Consider the following 15181-nt stretch of genomic DNA (forward strand, 5'->3'; position numbering starts at 1 on the left):
CGATGAAACCCCACGCCACGGCTTATAGCCAACGCTTGTTGCGCGGCCAGACGCCTTCTTATGAACGCTTGCAGGCACGCCTGGCCGAAGACGGCAGCGAACTGAGTGCCGCGCCGATTGCCGTGCATTGCGGCTGGGGCCGGTTGCTGATCGGGCACACCTTTCCCGACCCGGCCAGCCTCGCCGAGGAGTTGCTCAATGAGCAGCCGGGCGAGCGCGACATTGCTTTGTACGTTGCCGCGCCCCAGCAGATTCTGGGGCTGGAACCGGCGCAGCTGTTTCTCGACCCGTCCGACACGTTGCGTTTGTGGTTCAGCGATTACCGTCAGGCCACTCGCGTGTTTCGTGGTTTCCGCATTCGCCGGGCACAAAGCGATGCGGACTGGCAGGCGATCAATCAGCTGTACCAAGCGCGCGGCATGTTGCCCATCGACGCGAGCCTGCTGACTCCGCGTCATCAGGGCGGGCCGGTGTATTGGCTGGCCGAGGACGAAGACAGCGGTGCGATCATCGGCAGTGTCATGGGCCTCAATCACCACAAGGCCTTCAACGATCCAGAGAACGGCAGCAGCTTGTGGTGCCTGGCGGTCGATCCGCATTGTTCGCGACCGGGCGTCGGTGAGGTATTGGTGCGGCACTTGATCGAACACTTCATGAGCCGTGGGCTGAGTTACCTGGACTTGTCGGTTCTGCACGACAACCGCCAAGCGAAAAGCCTTTATGCCAAGCTGGGTTTTCGCAACCTTTCGACCTTCGCGATCAAGCGCAAGAACGGCATCAATCAGCCGCTGTTCCTCGGGCCGGGGCCGGAAGCCGAATTCAATCCGTATGCGCGGATCATTGTCGAAGAAGCCCTTCGACGCGGCATTGATGTGCAGGTCGATGACGCCGATGCCGGTCTGTTCACCCTCAGCCACGGCGGACGCCGGGTGCGTTGCCGCGAATCGTTGAGCGACCTGACCAGCGCCATCAGCATGAGCCTGTGCCAGGACAAGAGCCTGACCCACAAAGTGCTCAAGGCCGCCGGGTTGAACTTGCCTTCGCAACAACTGGCCGGCAACGCCGATGACAACCTGGCGTTTCTCGACGAGCACGAGCGGGTGGTGGTCAAACCGCTGGACGGCGAGCAAGGCCAGGGCGTTGCTGTGGATTTGCAAATTATTGAAGAGGTGCAGCAAGCCATCGAAGCTGCCCGCGCGTTCGACAGTCGAGTGCTGCTGGAAAGCTTTCACGAAGGCCTGGACCTGCGGATTCTGGTGATCGGGTTTGAAGTGGTGGCGGCGGCAATTCGGCGGCCGGCAGAGGTGGTCGGCGACGGTCAGCATTCCATCGGCGCGTTGATCGAAGCCCAGAGTCGACGGCGACAGGCGGCGACCCGCGGCGAGAGCAAAATCCCGCTCGATCATGAGACTCAGCGTACGTTGCATGCGGCAGGCTACGACTACAGCAGCATTCTGCCGGCGGGTGAGCATTTGTTCGTACGGCGTACGGCGAATCTTCATACGGGCGGGATGCTGGAGGACGTCACGGCGATTCTGCATCCGACGTTGGTGGATGCGGCGGTGCGTGCGGCGCGTGCGCTGGATATCCCAATGGTCGGGCTCGACTTGATGGTATCGGCCGCTGACCAGCCGGAGTATGTGTTTATCGAGGCCAATGAGCGCGCCGGGCTGGCCAATCATGAACCGCAGCCGACGGCTGAACGGTTTGTGGATTTGTTGTTTCCGCACAGTCAGCCAGCGGTCTAGCTCCCTTCTTGATCGTTCCCACGCTCTGCGTGGGGATGCCTCATCGGACGTTCCACGTCCGCCCTGGGGACGCAGAGCGTCCCTCGCTGCATTCCCGCGCAGAGCATGGGAACGATCAGCTCTTCACTCATCAGGAGTTTCCATGACCAGTAAAATCCCTGAACCGGACCTCAACTACCTGCAAAAAGTCCTGCTGGAAATGCTCGCCATTCCCAGCCCGACGGGCTTCACCGACACTATCGTGCGCTATGTCGCCGAGCGCCTTGAAGAATTGGGCATCCCCTTCGAAATGACCCGTCGCGGCACCATCCGCGCCACCCTCAAAGGCAAGAAAAACAGCCCCGACCGCGCGGTATCCGCGCACCTGGACACCATCGGTGCAGCGGTTCGCGCCGTGAAAGACAACGGACGTCTGACCCTGGCGCCAGTCGGTTGCTGGTCCAGCCGTTTTGCCGAGGGCAGCCGGGTCAGCCTGTTCACCGACAACGGCGTGATTCGCGGCAGTGTGTTGCCGTTGATGGCTTCGGGGCACGCCTTCAACACGGCCGTGGACGAAATGCCGATCAGCTGGGATCACGTCGAACTGCGCCTCGATGCCTATTGCGCTACCCGCGCCGACTGCGATTCGCTGGGTATCAGCGTGGGTGATTTCGTGGCCTTCGACCCCTTGCCGGAGTTCACTGAAAGCGGCCACATCAGCGCCCGCCACCTGGACGACAAGGCCGGTGTTGCGGCGTTGCTCGCGGCGCTGAAAGCCATCGTCGACAGTGGCGAGGAGTTGATGATCGACTGCCATCCGCTGTTCACCATCACCGAGGAAACCGGCAGTGGCGCGGCGGCCGCGTTACCGTGGGACGTCAGCGAATTCGTCGGCATCGACATTGCGCCCGTCGCACCCGGCCAGCATTCCAGCGAACACGCGGTGAGCGTGGCGATGCAGGACTCCGGCGGGCCTTATGACTATCACTTGTCGCGACATCTGCTGCGCCTGGCCAGTGACAACGAATTACCGGTGCGCCGCGACCTGTTCCGTTATTACTTCAGCGATGCGCATTCGGCGGTGACCGCCGGGCACGATATTCGCACCGCCCTGCTCGCCTTTGGTTGCGACGCCACGCACGGTTATGAGCGTACGCACATCGACAGCCTGGCGGCGTTGAGTCGATTACTTGGTGCCTACATCCTGAGCCCGCCGGTGTTTGCCAGTGATGCGCAACCGGCGAAGGGGTCGCTGGACCGGTTCAGTCATCAGATCGAACATGAGACGCAGATGGAAAGTGAGACGCGGGTGCCTTCGGTGGATAGCCTTGTCGGGCAGCGCTCCGATGGCTGACTCCGAGCCTGGTATCTTTGGCTGACAGATCGCCTTCGACTTGCTCGCGAAGGCGGCTGCACAGGCAACACATCAGCCCGATACTAGCCGTCACCGAGCATTCGCCGTAGCATCCCGACATTGTTTTAGCCGAGGTGCCCATGCTGATTCCCTACGACCAACTTGAAGTCGACACCCTGACCCGCCTGATCGAGGATTTCGTGACCCGTGACGGCACGGACAACGGTGATGACACGCCGCTGGAAACTCGCGTATTGCGGGTTCGTCAGGCATTGACCAAAGGTCAGGCACTGATCGTGTTCGATCCGGAAAGCGAGCAGTGCCAGTTGATGCTCAAGCACGATGTGCCCAAGCACCTCTTCGACTGAACGGTTCAGCGCCCCTTTGTCTTGGCCAGTTTGACCTGGATGCGTTCATAGACCTCGGCGCGATGCACATTGACGCTCTGCGGTGCTTCGACGCCAAAGCGCACGCTATTGCCGCTGACGTTGAGGATACGCACTGAAATGTCGTCACCGATGGAAATCATCTCGCCCACAACGCGACTGAGTACAAGCATGGTATTGGTCCTTGAGGATTACCGGTCCTTGAAGATGCCCGGCGTTTAGCGGGCCTTCAATGCGATGACGGCAAATCAGTCCAGCCCTACAACACTGGAGGAACCCTCCTGACGGAAGCGTCCGACAACCCGATTAAATGCAGGACCGATCCTTCAGGACGCGGAAAATCGCGGGCCAAACAGGATGACGCTCGCGCCGATCACACACAGTGCCACGCCGATCCAGTCCGAGCCCAGCGGACGAATCCGCTCGACCACTGCCAGCCAGCCAATCGAGACGATAATGTAGATGCCACCGTAGGCGGCGTAGGCGCGCCCGGCGTAAGCGGCTTCGACTCGGGTCAGCAGGAGCGCGAACACGGTCAGGCTGAGCAGCGCCGGCATCACCCACAAAACGCTTTTGCCCTGGCGCAACCACATCCAGAACGCGAAGCAGCCGGCGATTTCGAATAATGCCGCAAGGAAAAACCACAGGTAATTGAGCATGCAGGTGTCTCATTAGAGTGACCGATGGCGGCCACCCTAACGACGCCATTGCCTGCGGGCAAGATCAGCCTGCGCTTTGTTTGGCCTTGGCGCGCATCTTGTCGGCCATGAGGGTCATTTCGTTGTAAAGCAGTTGCGGGTTTTTCTGCTTGATCGCCCAGGCCATGCGGCCCTGTTCGTGCGGCAGGATCATGAACTCGCCGGCTGCCACCTGTTTGTAGATGTAGTCGGCAATGTCGGTGGCGGTGATCGGCGAACTTTCCAGCAGTTTGCCGACCTGGGCTTTCATCGCGGGGGTGGGGCCACGGAAAGAGTCGAGCAAGTTGGTCTGGAAGAACGATGGGCAAACTACATGCACGCCCACTTCCTGTTGGGCCAGTTCGATCAACAGGCTCTCGGACAACGCCACCACACCGGCCTTGGCCACGTTGTAGTTGCTCATGGCCGGGCCCTGCATCAGCGCAGCCATTGACGCGATGTTGATGATCTTGCCTTTGCTTTTCTCCAGCAGCGGCAGGAACGCCTTGCAGCCCTTGACCACGCCCATCAGGTTGATCGCGATCTGCCAGTCCCAGTCTTCCAGCGACAGTTCGCTGAAGAAGCCGCCCGAGGCGACACCGGCGTTGTTGACGATGACATCGATGCCGCCGAGCTTTTCTTCGCAAGCCTGGGCGAATGCGGTCAGCTGGCTGTAGTCGCGTACATCGCATCGCTGGATAAAACCATCGCCACCGGCGTCACGAACCAGCTTCAAGGTTTCTTGCAGACCGGGCTCGCTGACATCCGACAAGGCCAGTTGCCAGCCTTCACGCGCCCAGCGCAGCGCGATTTCGCGACCCAGGCCCGAGCCCGCGCCAGTGATCATCATGCGATTTTGCATAGGAAACAGCCTTGTGGTTCCGGGAAAGATGCGCTGAGTGTAGCGAAGGTCCTTGCCCGACCCACGCTCCATCAGATTGCTGAATGGCCCGAACAAACCGTGGGCGCGTGTGGTTCAACTAATCCTGGAAAAACGAAATAAAGAGGTCTTCAAAAAACATTAAAAAAACATGGAATTTTCCGACTCGCGCACCAGTCGGACTTTGTAAGCAGCTTGAATTAATAACCTTCCAGCTGACCGTTAAATGACAGGTCAATCCAGAACACTTCCAACAAGGAAATAGACATGGGCACAATTCTGATCGTTATTCTGATCCTCTTGCTGATCGGTGGTCTGCCGGTTTTCCCACACTCCAGAAGTTGGGGTTACGGCCCGTCGGGTATCATCGGCGTCGTGCTGGTAGTGCTGTTGATTCTGCTCTTGCTTGGCAGAATTTAACGGATATGACGAATTAACGGACAAAAAAGAGGCCCTTGAAAAAGGGCCTTTTTTTTATTGCGCCGAAAACCTACTCCGGCTTGCCGTCGACAACACCGGCGGTGTTGTCGAGCAGGCTTTTCGTCGCCGTTTGCAGGAACGACTCAAGCTTGAGTTTCAACTCGGCCGTGCGTGGATCGTTAGGCACGACCTCGGAACGCGGATTGGCACCCAGCTCGTAGCGGTACATTTTCGGCTCCATTTCCTTTTCTTTCGGCAGCACCAGAATCTGGTCAGCCGTGATAATGGCCGTGGTCTGTTCGCTGCCGGACGGCTTGATCACACCAAAACCGGTGTCGCCTTCAGGCAGGTTGAGCAGGTCACGTCCCCAGCACTGATGGCGCACTTCGCCACCGATACGACCCATGATGGTCGGCACGATGTCGATCTGTGTACCGACGGTGTGGTCCCGCTGGCCGAACTTTTCCTGAATACCCGGCGCGATCATCAGCATCGGCACGTTGAAACGGCCCAGGTCCATTTCGGTGATTTGCTGCTCATTACCGAAACCATGGTCACCCACGATCACAAACAGGGTTTCCTTGAAGTACGGCTCTTTACGCGCCTTCTCGAAGAACTGACCCAGCGCCCAGTCGGAGTAACGCATCGCCGTCAGGTGTTCATTGAGGCTGCCGCGATCGGTGACGCGCTCGACCGGCAACGGCGTCGGCAAGGCGTACGGCGTGTGGTTGGACAGCGTTTGCAACAGGGCATAGAACGGCTTGCCGTTTTCCCGGGCCTTGAGCTCTACCAGGCCACGGTCGAACATGTCCTGGTCGGACACACCCCAGGTCGGATCAGAGAACACCGGGTTGACGAAGTCGTTACGACCGATGAAGTTGGTCATGCCCTGGTTGCTGAAGAAACCCGACTGGTTGTCCCAGGCGAAATCGCCGTTGTAGACGTACACGTCGTCGTAGTCACGGGCGCTGAGCAACTGTGGCAGACCGGACAGTTTGTGGCTGCCTTCCGGGGTCTGCATCAAGTATTCGAAACCGGGCAGGTTCGGGAAGCACGCCATGGTGGCAAACATGCCCTGGTGCGTATGGGTACCGTTGGAGAAGAAGCGGTCGAACAGCAGGCCTTCCTTCGACAGTTTGTCGAGGTACGGCGTGATGTTGCCCGGGCCGCCCAACGCGCCGACCGAGTGACCGGCCATGCTTTCCATCAGGATCACGACCACGTTCTTGATCGGCAGGGTCTTGTCGGCCAGTGGCGTGTAATCGCGACGCACGGCGGCGGTTTCGGCATCCACCAGTTTTTCGTCTTTCATCACCAGCATGTCACGCACGGTCTGCTGAGCCAGTGGCTGTGGCAGTGTGGCTTTCCAGATATTGTCGCGATCTTCGGACATCCGGCTCTTGGCCGCCGCGATCAGCGACAGCGTGCCGTTGAGGCCCAACTGGTTGGCAAAGTTCGAATCGGTGGTGTAGACGTCACCCCAACGCAGTGGCGGGCCTTGACGCAAGGTGCCGCGAGCAGCCACCACGCAGATCAGCAGGCAGACCACGAACACGGCGATGCGTGCATACCACGGGGCGATCTGGCGCGTGCCGATGCTGCCACCGCTGAACGGACCGCGAGGCCGGGTTGCACGGTCCGCGCCCTTGAACGCCAGGGTCAGGATCAACGTGCCAAAGGCCCACGCCAACAGATAACGAACCACCGGGAAACCGTACCAGAGCATGCTCATCACGGTTTTCGGGTCTTCCTTCACATACTGGAAGACCAGGCCGTTGAGGCGCTGGTGGAACTCGCGGTAGAAGTCCATCTCCATCAGGCCGAGAAACAGCGCGATGCTCGACGCGATGGTCAGCCAGAAGCGGAAGAACCCGCGGGCAGCCATGGCCCGCGCGCTGAACAGTGCCAGCAACAGCGGAACGCAGAGATAGACCACCAGACGCAGGTCGAAACGCAGGCCGTTGGCGAACGCTTCAAGGAATGTCGAAGCCGGGGTATCAAGGATCATCGAGCGGTTGTAAACCAGCAGCGCAACACGCAGCAGGCTGAACATGACCATCATGATCAAGGCGCACAACAACGTGTAGGCCAGATGCGATTTGACGGTCGGTTGCAGCAGGCGACTAGAAGCTCGCTGCTGATTCAGGGCGTCCGGGTTTGCCATGTCGTTTTAGGACCCATTGGAAGTTGAAGTTTCAAAAGTACAGCGGCGCCCTGCCCTCTGTTGGCCATTACCTGGCCCCGGGGCTTGCGCGGTGCGCAAATGTTGCACGATCACCCGCCTTATTGCCATTGATTACTGTTTGGCCAACGGATGCGGACGGATTGTCTTGGAGGCTTTGTGAAAATTTTGTGCAACGTATATCCGGAAACACAATAAAGCCGCGCACGAGCAGAAACGAAAACGCCCCGAACCAGTCGGGGCGTTTTGCTGAACAACCGAGCGATTATTTCTCGGCGCGTTCTTTCAGGGCTTTCAGGGTATTGAACGGTGCATCGACCACGAACTTGTTGGCGATCATTGAGGGCACGCTGCCGCCTGGCTCGGTGTGCACCTGATAGGTCACTTCGACCTGGTCACCCTTGGGCACGAACTTCCAGAACCCGTCGACTTTGGTGACGCGCACAAACCCTTTTTCTTCCGGAATGTACTTCGGCACGCCTTCGAGTTTGCGGGTCAGGCTGCCATCGGCGCCTTCAACGGTAGTGATGTGCAGTACTGAATCACGCGCGGTGACGGGCCACGGGGTATTGAATTGGGTGTAGGTCCAGCTCTGGTCGCCTTCGTGCTTGAGCGACTTCTGCATCTTGCACTCGTGAATCCAGGCACAGGCGCCGGCCGCGTCTTCCTGCAGCGCGCGCAGCTTGGCAACGGTGGTCTTCATCAAGGTGACGCCCTGATAGGCCTTGTAGTCCGAACCCGGTACTTCGGCCAGAGAGATCTTGATGCCATCTTCGTTCTTGGCGACCTTCCAGTCTTCAGCCTGGGCAGCCGCAGTGGCCAACACGGCAGTCAATCCACACAACATAGCGATACGATGCAGCGAACCCATGGTTTTATTCCTTATTGTTGAAGTTCCGTTGTTTGAACACATCACGCTGCGGTCATTTTCTCCCACCAACCCAGCAATTTGATCGCCTCGTCACTGCTGCTTCCGCACACTTCGACATCGGCTTCAAAGGCCGAACAGACTGCGGGGCGTTCGGGTTTGCCGAAGATATTGCACAGGTTATCGATCGACAATTGCACGCAACGTTCGCCAGCGGCTTTGCCATTGGGCATACCGGGAATCGGTGAGCTGATGGAAGGGGCAATGCAACAGGCGCCACAGCCTTCACGGCATTTCATGACGACGAGCTCCTCGCGAGGTGTGATGTGTAAAAAGGACGAGCACAGAGTAACCGCTAAAACAGTTGTTTTAAATTACTTGAACCAGGGTTTTTTCGTTCAAATCAGCGTGACTGAGCAGTCTCCGACAAAGCGTCTGGCCAGCGGCTTACAGATGGGAACGATTTACTGCTTGAACTCGAAATCCAGGGCCGCGCCTTCGACTTCCCTGCGCTCGTCATTGCGCAGCTGCAACTGCATTTCGTTACTGAGCAACCGACCGTTGAGCTGAAACGGGCTACTGCCGGTCCTTTCACCAAACATGGGTGGCAGCAGCGTATCGTGCTTGGGCAACGGTACGGTGCCGATCGGTTTCAGTTCTTGAGCCATTTGCGGCGGCAACCTTAAGTCAAGTTTGACGGGAGGCAATTGGGTTTTCACCACTTCGCCGGGGGCCTTCGACTTGGAGGCAATGGGTGGACGCTTTTTCACCGCCGCCGTTGGCTTTTTGGCGGGCATGGCTTTTGGGGCAGGTGCCGGTTTTTTCTCGGTTACGCTGACGGCAGGTTTTTCCTGGGCAGCCGCTGCCATGACGCCTTCTGCGTGAACGGTCATCAACAGGCAAAGAAACAGGCAGACGGCAGGAAAAATCGGCTTCATGAACCCAACAGCAATAACGGCAGAGGGCCATATGCTCGCCTGTTGCGCGCCACATGACAAGCTCCGCCGATTACGAACCGCCCGACTGCTCAGAAGCCGCCGGCCGTCTCCTGGCAAAGTTGCGTCGCCAGCATACCCAACGTCATCAATGCCCGTTCGGCTTCACGGTTCCAAGGGGTGCCGCAGTTCAACCGAATACAGTGATTGAATTGCTCGGTATTACTGAAGATAAGCCCCGGCGCAATACTGATGCCCTGCTGCAACGCCCGTACGTGCAATTCCTGGGTATTGACCCGCCCCGGCAAACTGACCCACAAAATGAAGCCGCCGGTCGGCCGGGTCATTTGCGTGCCTTCCGGGAAATATTGCTGAACGGCCAGCTGGAAGGCGCTGAGGTTCTTGCGGTATTCCTGGCGGATGTAGCGCAAATGTCGGTCGTAGCCCCCATTTTCCAGATACGCCGCAATGCCCATTTGCGTGACGCTGCACGCCGAGTGGGTACTGAACGTCTGCAAGCGCTGGATTTCCTGCTGATATTTGCCGGCAATCATCCAGCCAATCCGCACGCCCGGTGACAGGGTTTTGGAAAAGCTTGAACAATAGATGACCCGATCCAGTCGATCGTAGGCCTTGAGCGATTTGGTGCGTCCCTGCTCAAACATCAGTTCGCCGTAAATATCGTCTTCGACAATCTGGATGTCGAAGTCCGACGCCAGGCGCAGCAATTGTTTCTGCCGCTCCTCGGGCATGGTCCCGCCCAATGGATTGCTCAGGCGCGTGGTCAGCACCAGCGCCTTGATCGACCATTGGTTGGCCGCCAGTTGCAGCGCTTCAAGGCTCATGCCGGTGGCGGGATCGCTCGGGATTTCGATCACTTTGAGGCCGAGTAAGTCGGCCAGTTGCAGCAGACCGTAATACGTCGGCGATTCGGCGGCGATCAGATCGCCCGGCCGGGTCAAAACGCGCAGTGACATCTGCAACGCATCGACGCAGCCATGGGTGATGACCACTTCGGAAGGATCGACCACCACACCGGCATCGCGCATGCGGATCGCCACCTGTCGGCGCAGCGGTTCAAACCCGGGGCTGAACATGTAGCTGAAGGCACGGGGGCTATGGAAACGGGTGACCTTGGCCAATTGCTGATGCAGCGCCCGCACCGGCAGGTAATCGACGCTGGGCACTGCGGCGCCCAACGGAAAAACCCCCTCGCGGCGGGATTCGACCAGTACTTGTTGAATGATGCTGCTGCGCGTGACCAGCCCAGGACGCTCGACCCGGGCGATGTCCGGCGTCGGCGCGGTCAGGGCCGGCGTCTGGTGAACGTAGTAACCCGACTGCGGCCGGGCGCGGATCAGCCCCTGATCTTCAAGATTGGCATACGCCTGCAACACCGTCGCATGGCTGACGTTGAGCTGCGAGCTCATCTTGCGCACCGAAGGCACGCGCTCCCCCGGTTGATAGACACCACGACGGATGTCTTCGGCCAGTTGTTGAGCAATACGTTGGTAGAGCAAGAGATTGGTCATGACGCAGCACTCGATTTCACGGGCATTTTATTCTTGTGTGAAACAATACCGGAACAGTTTAGAAGTGTACTGGGACAGTTGCCACAATAGTCGACCGTACAGTGCAGTGTCAGCAAAATCTGTACTGCTTTTTGCGATGAACCCAGCAAATAGCAGACGAAAAAAAACCCGGCGCTGTCTGGCAGGCCGGGTTTTCCAGTGACGCAACCCTTAGCGGGCGGCGCCGAGCTGGCCTTTTTCGTCGGAGAACACAATTTCCACCCGACGGTTCTGCGCACGGCCACGCTCGGAAGCGTTCACGTCCACCGGGAATTCATCGCCGTAGCCTTCGACCTGGATGCGTTTGTCATCGATGCCCAGGTCCATCAGGACGTCAGCCACCGATTGCGCACGGTCACGGGACAGCTTGAGGTTGTCCTGCTTGCCGCCGGTGCTGTCGGTATAACCCTCGATCCGTACCACACGTTTCGGATTGAGCTGCAGGAACTGAACAATCTTCAGCACCACACGGTTGGCCGAATTTTTCAGCTCGGCTTCGCCGGTATCGAACAGCACATCGCCCAAGGTCATCACCAGACCACGATCCGTCTGGGTGGTCGCCAGCGCGACAATCTGCTCTTCGAGCCACTTGCCTTGCTGTTGAACGCTAAGCAGTTTGGATTCACGCAACGCCAGTTGCAGACGCTGACGCTCCAGTTCGAGTTTCGCCGCGCGTTCTTCGTTGAGCACCAGATTGGTGTGCTCCCGGGCAATTTCGCTGTAGCGCTGGCTCAGGTAGGCGTAATGCACCACGTCCGAACCACTGCCCCAATAGCTGGACAGACGATCGGCGCGGGCCAGGGACTCACCGGCGCGGATCACGTCTTTGGGCGCGATGCGCAGCACATTGGAATCTTCCTTGACCTTCTGGAAGTCGGCGCCTGCTTCTTGCAAAGCCGCTTCACTGTGCTGGCCGGCGCAGCCATACAGGCTGGCGCAACCGGCAAGGATCAAACTGCCGAGCGCTTTAGACTTGAGGCTCATTGGGCATCTCCCAGTTGCTTGCGCAGACGAGTGATGCGGGTATTGAGCACGTTCAATTGCTCCTCGCTCTTGAGGGTCAGCACCTTGGCTTCGGCCAGGCGCGCGTCCAGCTCGGCCTGCTCGGCCCGCATGCGCGCATGTTTGTAGGACTGCTCGGTCATGTTGCTTTGGGCACGGGCGAATTTTTCTTCGGCCAGTTTCATTTCCGGCATGTCATCGGCGGTGGCGCCCACGGCTTTGGCCTGGACGAGTGCCTGTTCGGTCAGGCGTATCTGTTCATTCGGCGCCGGATCGGCTGCACATCCCGCCAGAGCCAGGACGGCCAGGGCAGCGAAAAGAGGTCGAATACTCACTAAAAATCCCTACTGTTTTGGGGCACTGACAGGTTGTTGCTGCTGCTGTTGCTGCGCTTTCCAACGCTCGATATTGTGTTGCAACGCGGCGTCCGTCAGTCCTGAGGCGCGCAATTCTGTCATCTTTTTGGCCAGCTGTCCGCGCAACCACGGATCGTTGCAGGCGGAGTTATGGGAAACCGCGAGGTACAGGCCGGGTTTGTCGATCGGCTCGGCACGGGGTATCAGGTCGTTGGCCATACTCAGCGCCTGCGCGGCCGCCATGCCTGAATAGCGTCCGGCGAGAACAAATTCGACCTCGCCCAAGAGCAATTTCTGAAAGGCCTGGGTCAGGTTGGATGTACGGGTGAGGGTCAATTGCTGATCGGCAAACGTGCCGAATGCCGGGGTCATTCGAGACTTTTCCGACAATGCGCCGGGATGTCCGTGAAGGTCCCGGGCCTGGTTGTAGACCAATGCCGAGTCTTTGCGGGTCCAGACGAGGTAGTCGTTTTCCAGCAGCGGTGGATGAATGTAATCCAGGGCTTCCAGTTCGCTGACGGTCAACGGCGCGTCGGCCAGCATGTCCATGCGCCCGCTGCGCACTTCGTCGAGCGCCTGGGAGCGTTTGCCGGCATACAGCAACTCGATCTTGATACCCAACTCCCCCGCCACTTGCTGCAACAGGTCAGCACTGGCACCGATCAGTTTTTTAGGATTTAGCGGGTCTTGCCACACATACGGTGGCGCGTCCGGGCTGCCGGTCACGATCAATCGATCGCACTTGCCCGCGGCATAGGACAAGGTCGGCAACATCGTCAGGCCCAGCAGTAACGACCAGCCACACACGCGGCGCAGATCCATGGCGACACTCTCCCACTCAAATCCGGAACAAAAAAAAGCCCGACCAAAAGGTCGGGCTCTTTATAAGTCAGGCCGCTGGATTAGACCAGCTTCTCGAACTCGGGGATTGCTTCGAACAGGTCTGCCACCAGGCCGTAATCGGCCACCTGGAAGATCGGCGCTTCTTCGTCCTTGTTGATCGCAACGATCACTTTGGAGTCTTTCATGCCGGCCAGGTGCTGGATCGCGCCGGAGATACCGACCGCGATGTACAGCTGTGGAGCAACGATCTTGCCGGTCTGACCGACCTGCATGTCGTTGGGTACGAACCCTGCGTCGACCGCGGCGCGGGAAGCACCGACAGCAGCGCCCAGCTTGTCAGCCAAGGCGTACAGGTGTTTGAAGTTGTCGCCGTTCTGCATGCCACGACCGCCGGAAACGACGATTTTGGCAGCGGTCAGTTCCGGACGATCGGACTTGGCCAGTTCTTCGCCAACGAAGCTGGAGATCGCAGCATCGTGAGCAGCAGCAACGGACTCAACAGCAGCCGAACCACCTTCAGCAGCAACCGGGTCGAAACCGGTGGCGCGCACGGTGATGACTTTCACCGAAGCGTTGGACTGAACGGTAGCGATGGCGTTACCGGCGTAGATCGGACGCTTGAAGGTGTCAGCGCTTTCGACCGAGATGATCTCGGAGATCTGGTCAACGTCCAGCTGAGCGGCAACCCGCGGCAGGATGTTTTTGCCGTTGGAAGTCGCGGCAGCCAGGATGTGGCTGTAGCCCTTGCCCAACTCTGCAACCAGAGGCGCAACGTTTTCCGGCAACTGGTGAGCGTAGGCAGCGTTGTCGGCTACCAATACTTTGCTCACGCCAGCGATTTTCGCAGCGGCTTCAGCCACGGCGCCAACACCTTGGCCTGCAACCAGAACGTGAATGTCACCACCGATTTTGACAGCGGCAGCCACGGTGTTCAGTGTGGCCGGGGCCACTACTTTGTTGTCGTGTTCAGCAATAACCAAGATAGTCATTTAGATTACCTTCGCTTCGTTTTTCAGTTTCTCGACCAGTTCAGCCACCGACTTGACCTTGATACCCGCGCTGCGTGCAGCAGGCGCTTCGACTTTCACGGTCTTGTTGGTGGAGGCGGTGGAAACGCCCAAAGCGTCCGGAGTCAGCACTTCGAGAGGCTTCTTCTTGGCTTTCATGATGTTTGGCAGGGACGCATAACGCGGCTCGTTCAAACGCAGGTCGGTGGTGACGATGGCCGGCAGTTTCAGGGAAACTGTCTGCGCGCCGCCGTCGACTTCGCGAGTCACGGCAACGCTGTCGCCGCTGATTTCGACTTTCGAAGCGAACGTGCCCTGCCCGTAGCCGCTCAATGCAGCGAGCATCTGGCCAGTCTGGTTGTTGTCGCTGTCGATGGCTTGTTTGCCAAGGATCACCAGCTGAGGCTGTTCCTTGTCGACAACAGCTTTCAACAGTTTGGCAACGGCCAGCGAAGTCAGGTCTTCGGCGGATTCGACGAGGATGGCGCGGTCGGCACCCAGAGCCAGCGCGGTACGCAGTTGCTCTTGCGCGGTGGACGGGCCGACGGAGACGACGACGATTTCAGTCGCAACGCCTTTCTCTTTCAGGCGCACGGCTTCTTCCACTGCGATTTCGCAGAACGGGTTCATCGACATCTTGACGTTGGCAAGATCGACGCCGGAATTGTCCGCCTTGACGCGGACCTTGACGTTGTAATCCACAACGCGTTTGACAGCTACAAGAACCTTCATGGATTCCTCGTTACTCTCCGGTGAAAAGAAAGTCGCCTAGGCGAACCTGGCGGTTGATGCTCATCGGGCGCAAGGGCACCTCTAAAAACGCCGGCAAACGTGTCAAGTGACCCACGCTCATGAAATGGATGACCGTTCGTCAGTGGTGACCAACGAGTCATTCAATATCGCGGCGTGTAAACTGCGAGCCGAACCTGCGCTACGCATCACTTTCCACTGCCATCGCCCTGTCTTTAGAGGT

General features: G+C 58.7%; 17 protein-coding genes. 4 read left to right on the forward strand and 13 right to left on the reverse strand.

Annotated features, from left to right (window positions below; genetic code table 11):
• The first annotated feature begins 2 nt into the window (after window positions 1-2).
• From ngg to NL116_RS22145, 3 genes are all read left to right on the forward strand, one after another.
• Entirely contained in the window at window positions 3-1748 is a 1746-nt protein-coding gene (gene ngg / locus NL116_RS22135) for an N-acetylglutaminylglutamine synthetase (protein WP_494374036.1), read from the forward strand.
• A 142-nt stretch (window positions 1749-1890) separates the two neighbouring features.
• The gene (locus NL116_RS22140; RefSeq protein ID WP_494374037.1) at window positions 1891-3081 is read left to right on the forward strand and encodes an osmoprotectant NAGGN system M42 family peptidase; all 1191 of its coding nucleotides are present in this window, start codon (window positions 1891-1893) and stop codon (window positions 3079-3081) included.
• A 140-nt stretch (window positions 3082-3221) separates the two neighbouring features.
• Complete coding sequence (locus NL116_RS22145; RefSeq protein ID WP_007945785.1) at window positions 3222-3449, forward strand: YheU family protein; 228 nt, start codon at window positions 3222-3224, stop codon at window positions 3447-3449.
• A gap of 5 nt (window positions 3450-3454) precedes the next feature.
• Here NL116_RS22145 and csrA read toward each other — a convergent pair whose 3' ends face one another.
• From csrA to NL116_RS22160, 3 genes are all read right to left on the reverse strand, one after another.
• On the reverse strand, window positions 3455-3640 hold the full coding sequence (gene csrA, locus NL116_RS22150; protein WP_140667295.1) for a carbon storage regulator CsrA: 186 nt from the start codon (window positions 3638-3640) through the stop codon (window positions 3455-3457).
• A gap of 153 nt (window positions 3641-3793) precedes the next feature.
• A complete protein-coding gene (locus tag NL116_RS22155) occupies window positions 3794-4126 on the reverse strand; it encodes a YnfA family protein (protein WP_494374038.1) in 333 nt (110 codons plus the stop codon).
• Window positions 4127-4190: 64 nt separating this feature from the next.
• Window positions 4191-5006, reverse strand: a complete 816-nt coding sequence (locus tag NL116_RS22160; RefSeq protein WP_494374039.1) for an SDR family oxidoreductase — start codon at window positions 5004-5006, stop codon at window positions 4191-4193.
• Window positions 5007-5285: 279 nt separating this feature from the next.
• Here NL116_RS22160 and NL116_RS22165 point away from each other — a divergent pair, with 279 nt between their 5' ends.
• Window positions 5286-5444 (forward strand): DUF3309 family protein, encoded by a 159-nt coding sequence (locus tag NL116_RS22165; RefSeq protein WP_172825980.1) that lies wholly within the window; start codon window positions 5286-5288, stop codon window positions 5442-5444.
• 70 nt (window positions 5445-5514) lie between these two features.
• Here the strand turns inward: NL116_RS22165 and NL116_RS22170 are convergent, their stop codons facing one another.
• From NL116_RS22170 to NL116_RS22215, 10 genes are all read right to left on the reverse strand, one after another.
• Entirely contained in the window at window positions 5515-7608 is a 2094-nt protein-coding gene (locus tag NL116_RS22170) for an LTA synthase family protein (protein WP_494374040.1), read from the reverse strand.
• A 283-nt stretch (window positions 7609-7891) separates the two neighbouring features.
• Complete coding sequence (locus NL116_RS22175) at window positions 7892-8497, reverse strand: START domain-containing protein (protein WP_494374041.1); 606 nt, start codon at window positions 8495-8497, stop codon at window positions 7892-7894.
• A gap of 41 nt (window positions 8498-8538) precedes the next feature.
• Window positions 8539-8793, reverse strand: a complete 255-nt coding sequence (locus tag NL116_RS22180; protein WP_494374042.1) for a YkgJ family cysteine cluster protein — start codon at window positions 8791-8793, stop codon at window positions 8539-8541.
• Between the two features lie 165 nt (window positions 8794-8958).
• Entirely contained in the window at window positions 8959-9432 is a 474-nt protein-coding gene (locus tag NL116_RS22185) for a translation initiation factor 2 (protein ID WP_494374043.1), read from the reverse strand.
• Between the two features lie 89 nt (window positions 9433-9521).
• Complete coding sequence (locus NL116_RS22190; protein WP_123432724.1) at window positions 9522-10961, reverse strand: aminotransferase-like domain-containing protein; 1440 nt, start codon at window positions 10959-10961, stop codon at window positions 9522-9524.
• Between the two features lie 210 nt (window positions 10962-11171).
• Complete coding sequence (locus NL116_RS22195) at window positions 11172-11984, reverse strand: OmpA family protein (protein WP_494374044.1); 813 nt, start codon at window positions 11982-11984, stop codon at window positions 11172-11174.
• Entirely contained in the window at window positions 11981-12337 is a 357-nt protein-coding gene (locus tag NL116_RS22200; protein ID WP_027924077.1) for a DUF4398 domain-containing protein, read from the reverse strand. Before NL116_RS22200 ends, NL116_RS22195 begins: the two co-directional genes overlap by 4 nt.
• Before the next feature lie 9 nt (window positions 12338-12346).
• Entirely contained in the window at window positions 12347-13180 is an 834-nt protein-coding gene (locus tag NL116_RS22205) for a substrate-binding periplasmic protein (RefSeq protein WP_494374045.1), read from the reverse strand.
• An 80-nt stretch (window positions 13181-13260) separates the two neighbouring features.
• Window positions 13261-14190: an electron transfer flavoprotein subunit alpha/FixB family protein gene (locus NL116_RS22210; RefSeq protein ID WP_494374046.1), complete on the reverse strand. Its 930-nt coding sequence runs from the start codon at window positions 14188-14190 to the stop codon at window positions 13261-13263.
• Window positions 14191-14940, reverse strand: coding sequence for an electron transfer flavoprotein subunit beta/FixA family protein (locus tag NL116_RS22215; RefSeq protein ID WP_007945693.1), 750 nt, complete (start codon window positions 14938-14940; stop codon window positions 14191-14193). It abuts the gene before it with no gap.
• Window positions 14941-15181 lie beyond the last annotated feature (241 nt).

The sequence above is a fragment of the Pseudomonas sp. FBCC-B1667 genome (genome assembly GCF_059133255.1).

Bases quoted from the DNA above. Each gene is read 5' to 3' on its own strand.
- ngg (WP_494374036.1), top strand. From the start codon at position 3: ATGAAACCCCACGCCACGGCTTATAGCCAACGCTTGTTGCGCGGCCAG.
- NL116_RS22140 (WP_494374037.1), top strand. From the start codon at position 1,891: ATGACCAGTAAAATCCCTGAACCGGACCTCAACTACCTGCAAAAAGTC.
- NL116_RS22145 (WP_007945785.1), top strand. From the start codon at position 3,222: ATGCTGATTCCCTACGACCAACTTGAAGTCGACACCCTGACCCGCCTG.
- csrA (WP_140667295.1), bottom strand. From the start codon at position 3,640: ATGCTTGTACTCAGTCGCGTTGTGGGCGAGATGATTTCCATCGGTGAC.
- NL116_RS22155 (WP_494374038.1), bottom strand. From the start codon at position 4,126: ATGCTCAATTACCTGTGGTTTTTCCTTGCGGCATTATTCGAAATCGCC.
- NL116_RS22160 (WP_494374039.1), bottom strand. From the start codon at position 5,006: ATGCAAAATCGCATGATGATCACTGGCGCGGGCTCGGGCCTGGGTCGC.
- NL116_RS22170 (WP_494374040.1), bottom strand. From the start codon at position 7,608: ATGGCAAACCCGGACGCCCTGAATCAGCAGCGAGCTTCTAGTCGCCTG.
- NL116_RS22175 (WP_494374041.1), bottom strand. From the start codon at position 8,497: ATGGGTTCGCTGCATCGTATCGCTATGTTGTGTGGATTGACTGCCGTG.
- NL116_RS22180 (WP_494374042.1), bottom strand. From the start codon at position 8,793: ATGAAATGCCGTGAAGGCTGTGGCGCCTGTTGCATTGCCCCTTCCATC.
- NL116_RS22185 (WP_494374043.1), bottom strand. From the start codon at position 9,432: ATGAAGCCGATTTTTCCTGCCGTCTGCCTGTTTCTTTGCCTGTTGATG.
- NL116_RS22190 (WP_123432724.1), bottom strand. From the start codon at position 10,961: ATGACCAATCTCTTGCTCTACCAACGTATTGCTCAACAACTGGCCGAA.
- NL116_RS22195 (WP_494374044.1), bottom strand. From the start codon at position 11,984: ATGAGCCTCAAGTCTAAAGCGCTCGGCAGTTTGATCCTTGCCGGTTGC.
- NL116_RS22205 (WP_494374045.1), bottom strand. From the start codon at position 13,180: ATGGATCTGCGCCGCGTGTGTGGCTGGTCGTTACTGCTGGGCCTGACG.
- NL116_RS22210 (WP_494374046.1), bottom strand. From the start codon at position 14,190: ATGACTATCTTGGTTATTGCTGAACACGACAACAAAGTAGTGGCCCCG.
- NL116_RS22215 (WP_007945693.1), bottom strand. From the start codon at position 14,940: ATGAAGGTTCTTGTAGCTGTCAAACGCGTTGTGGATTACAACGTCAAG.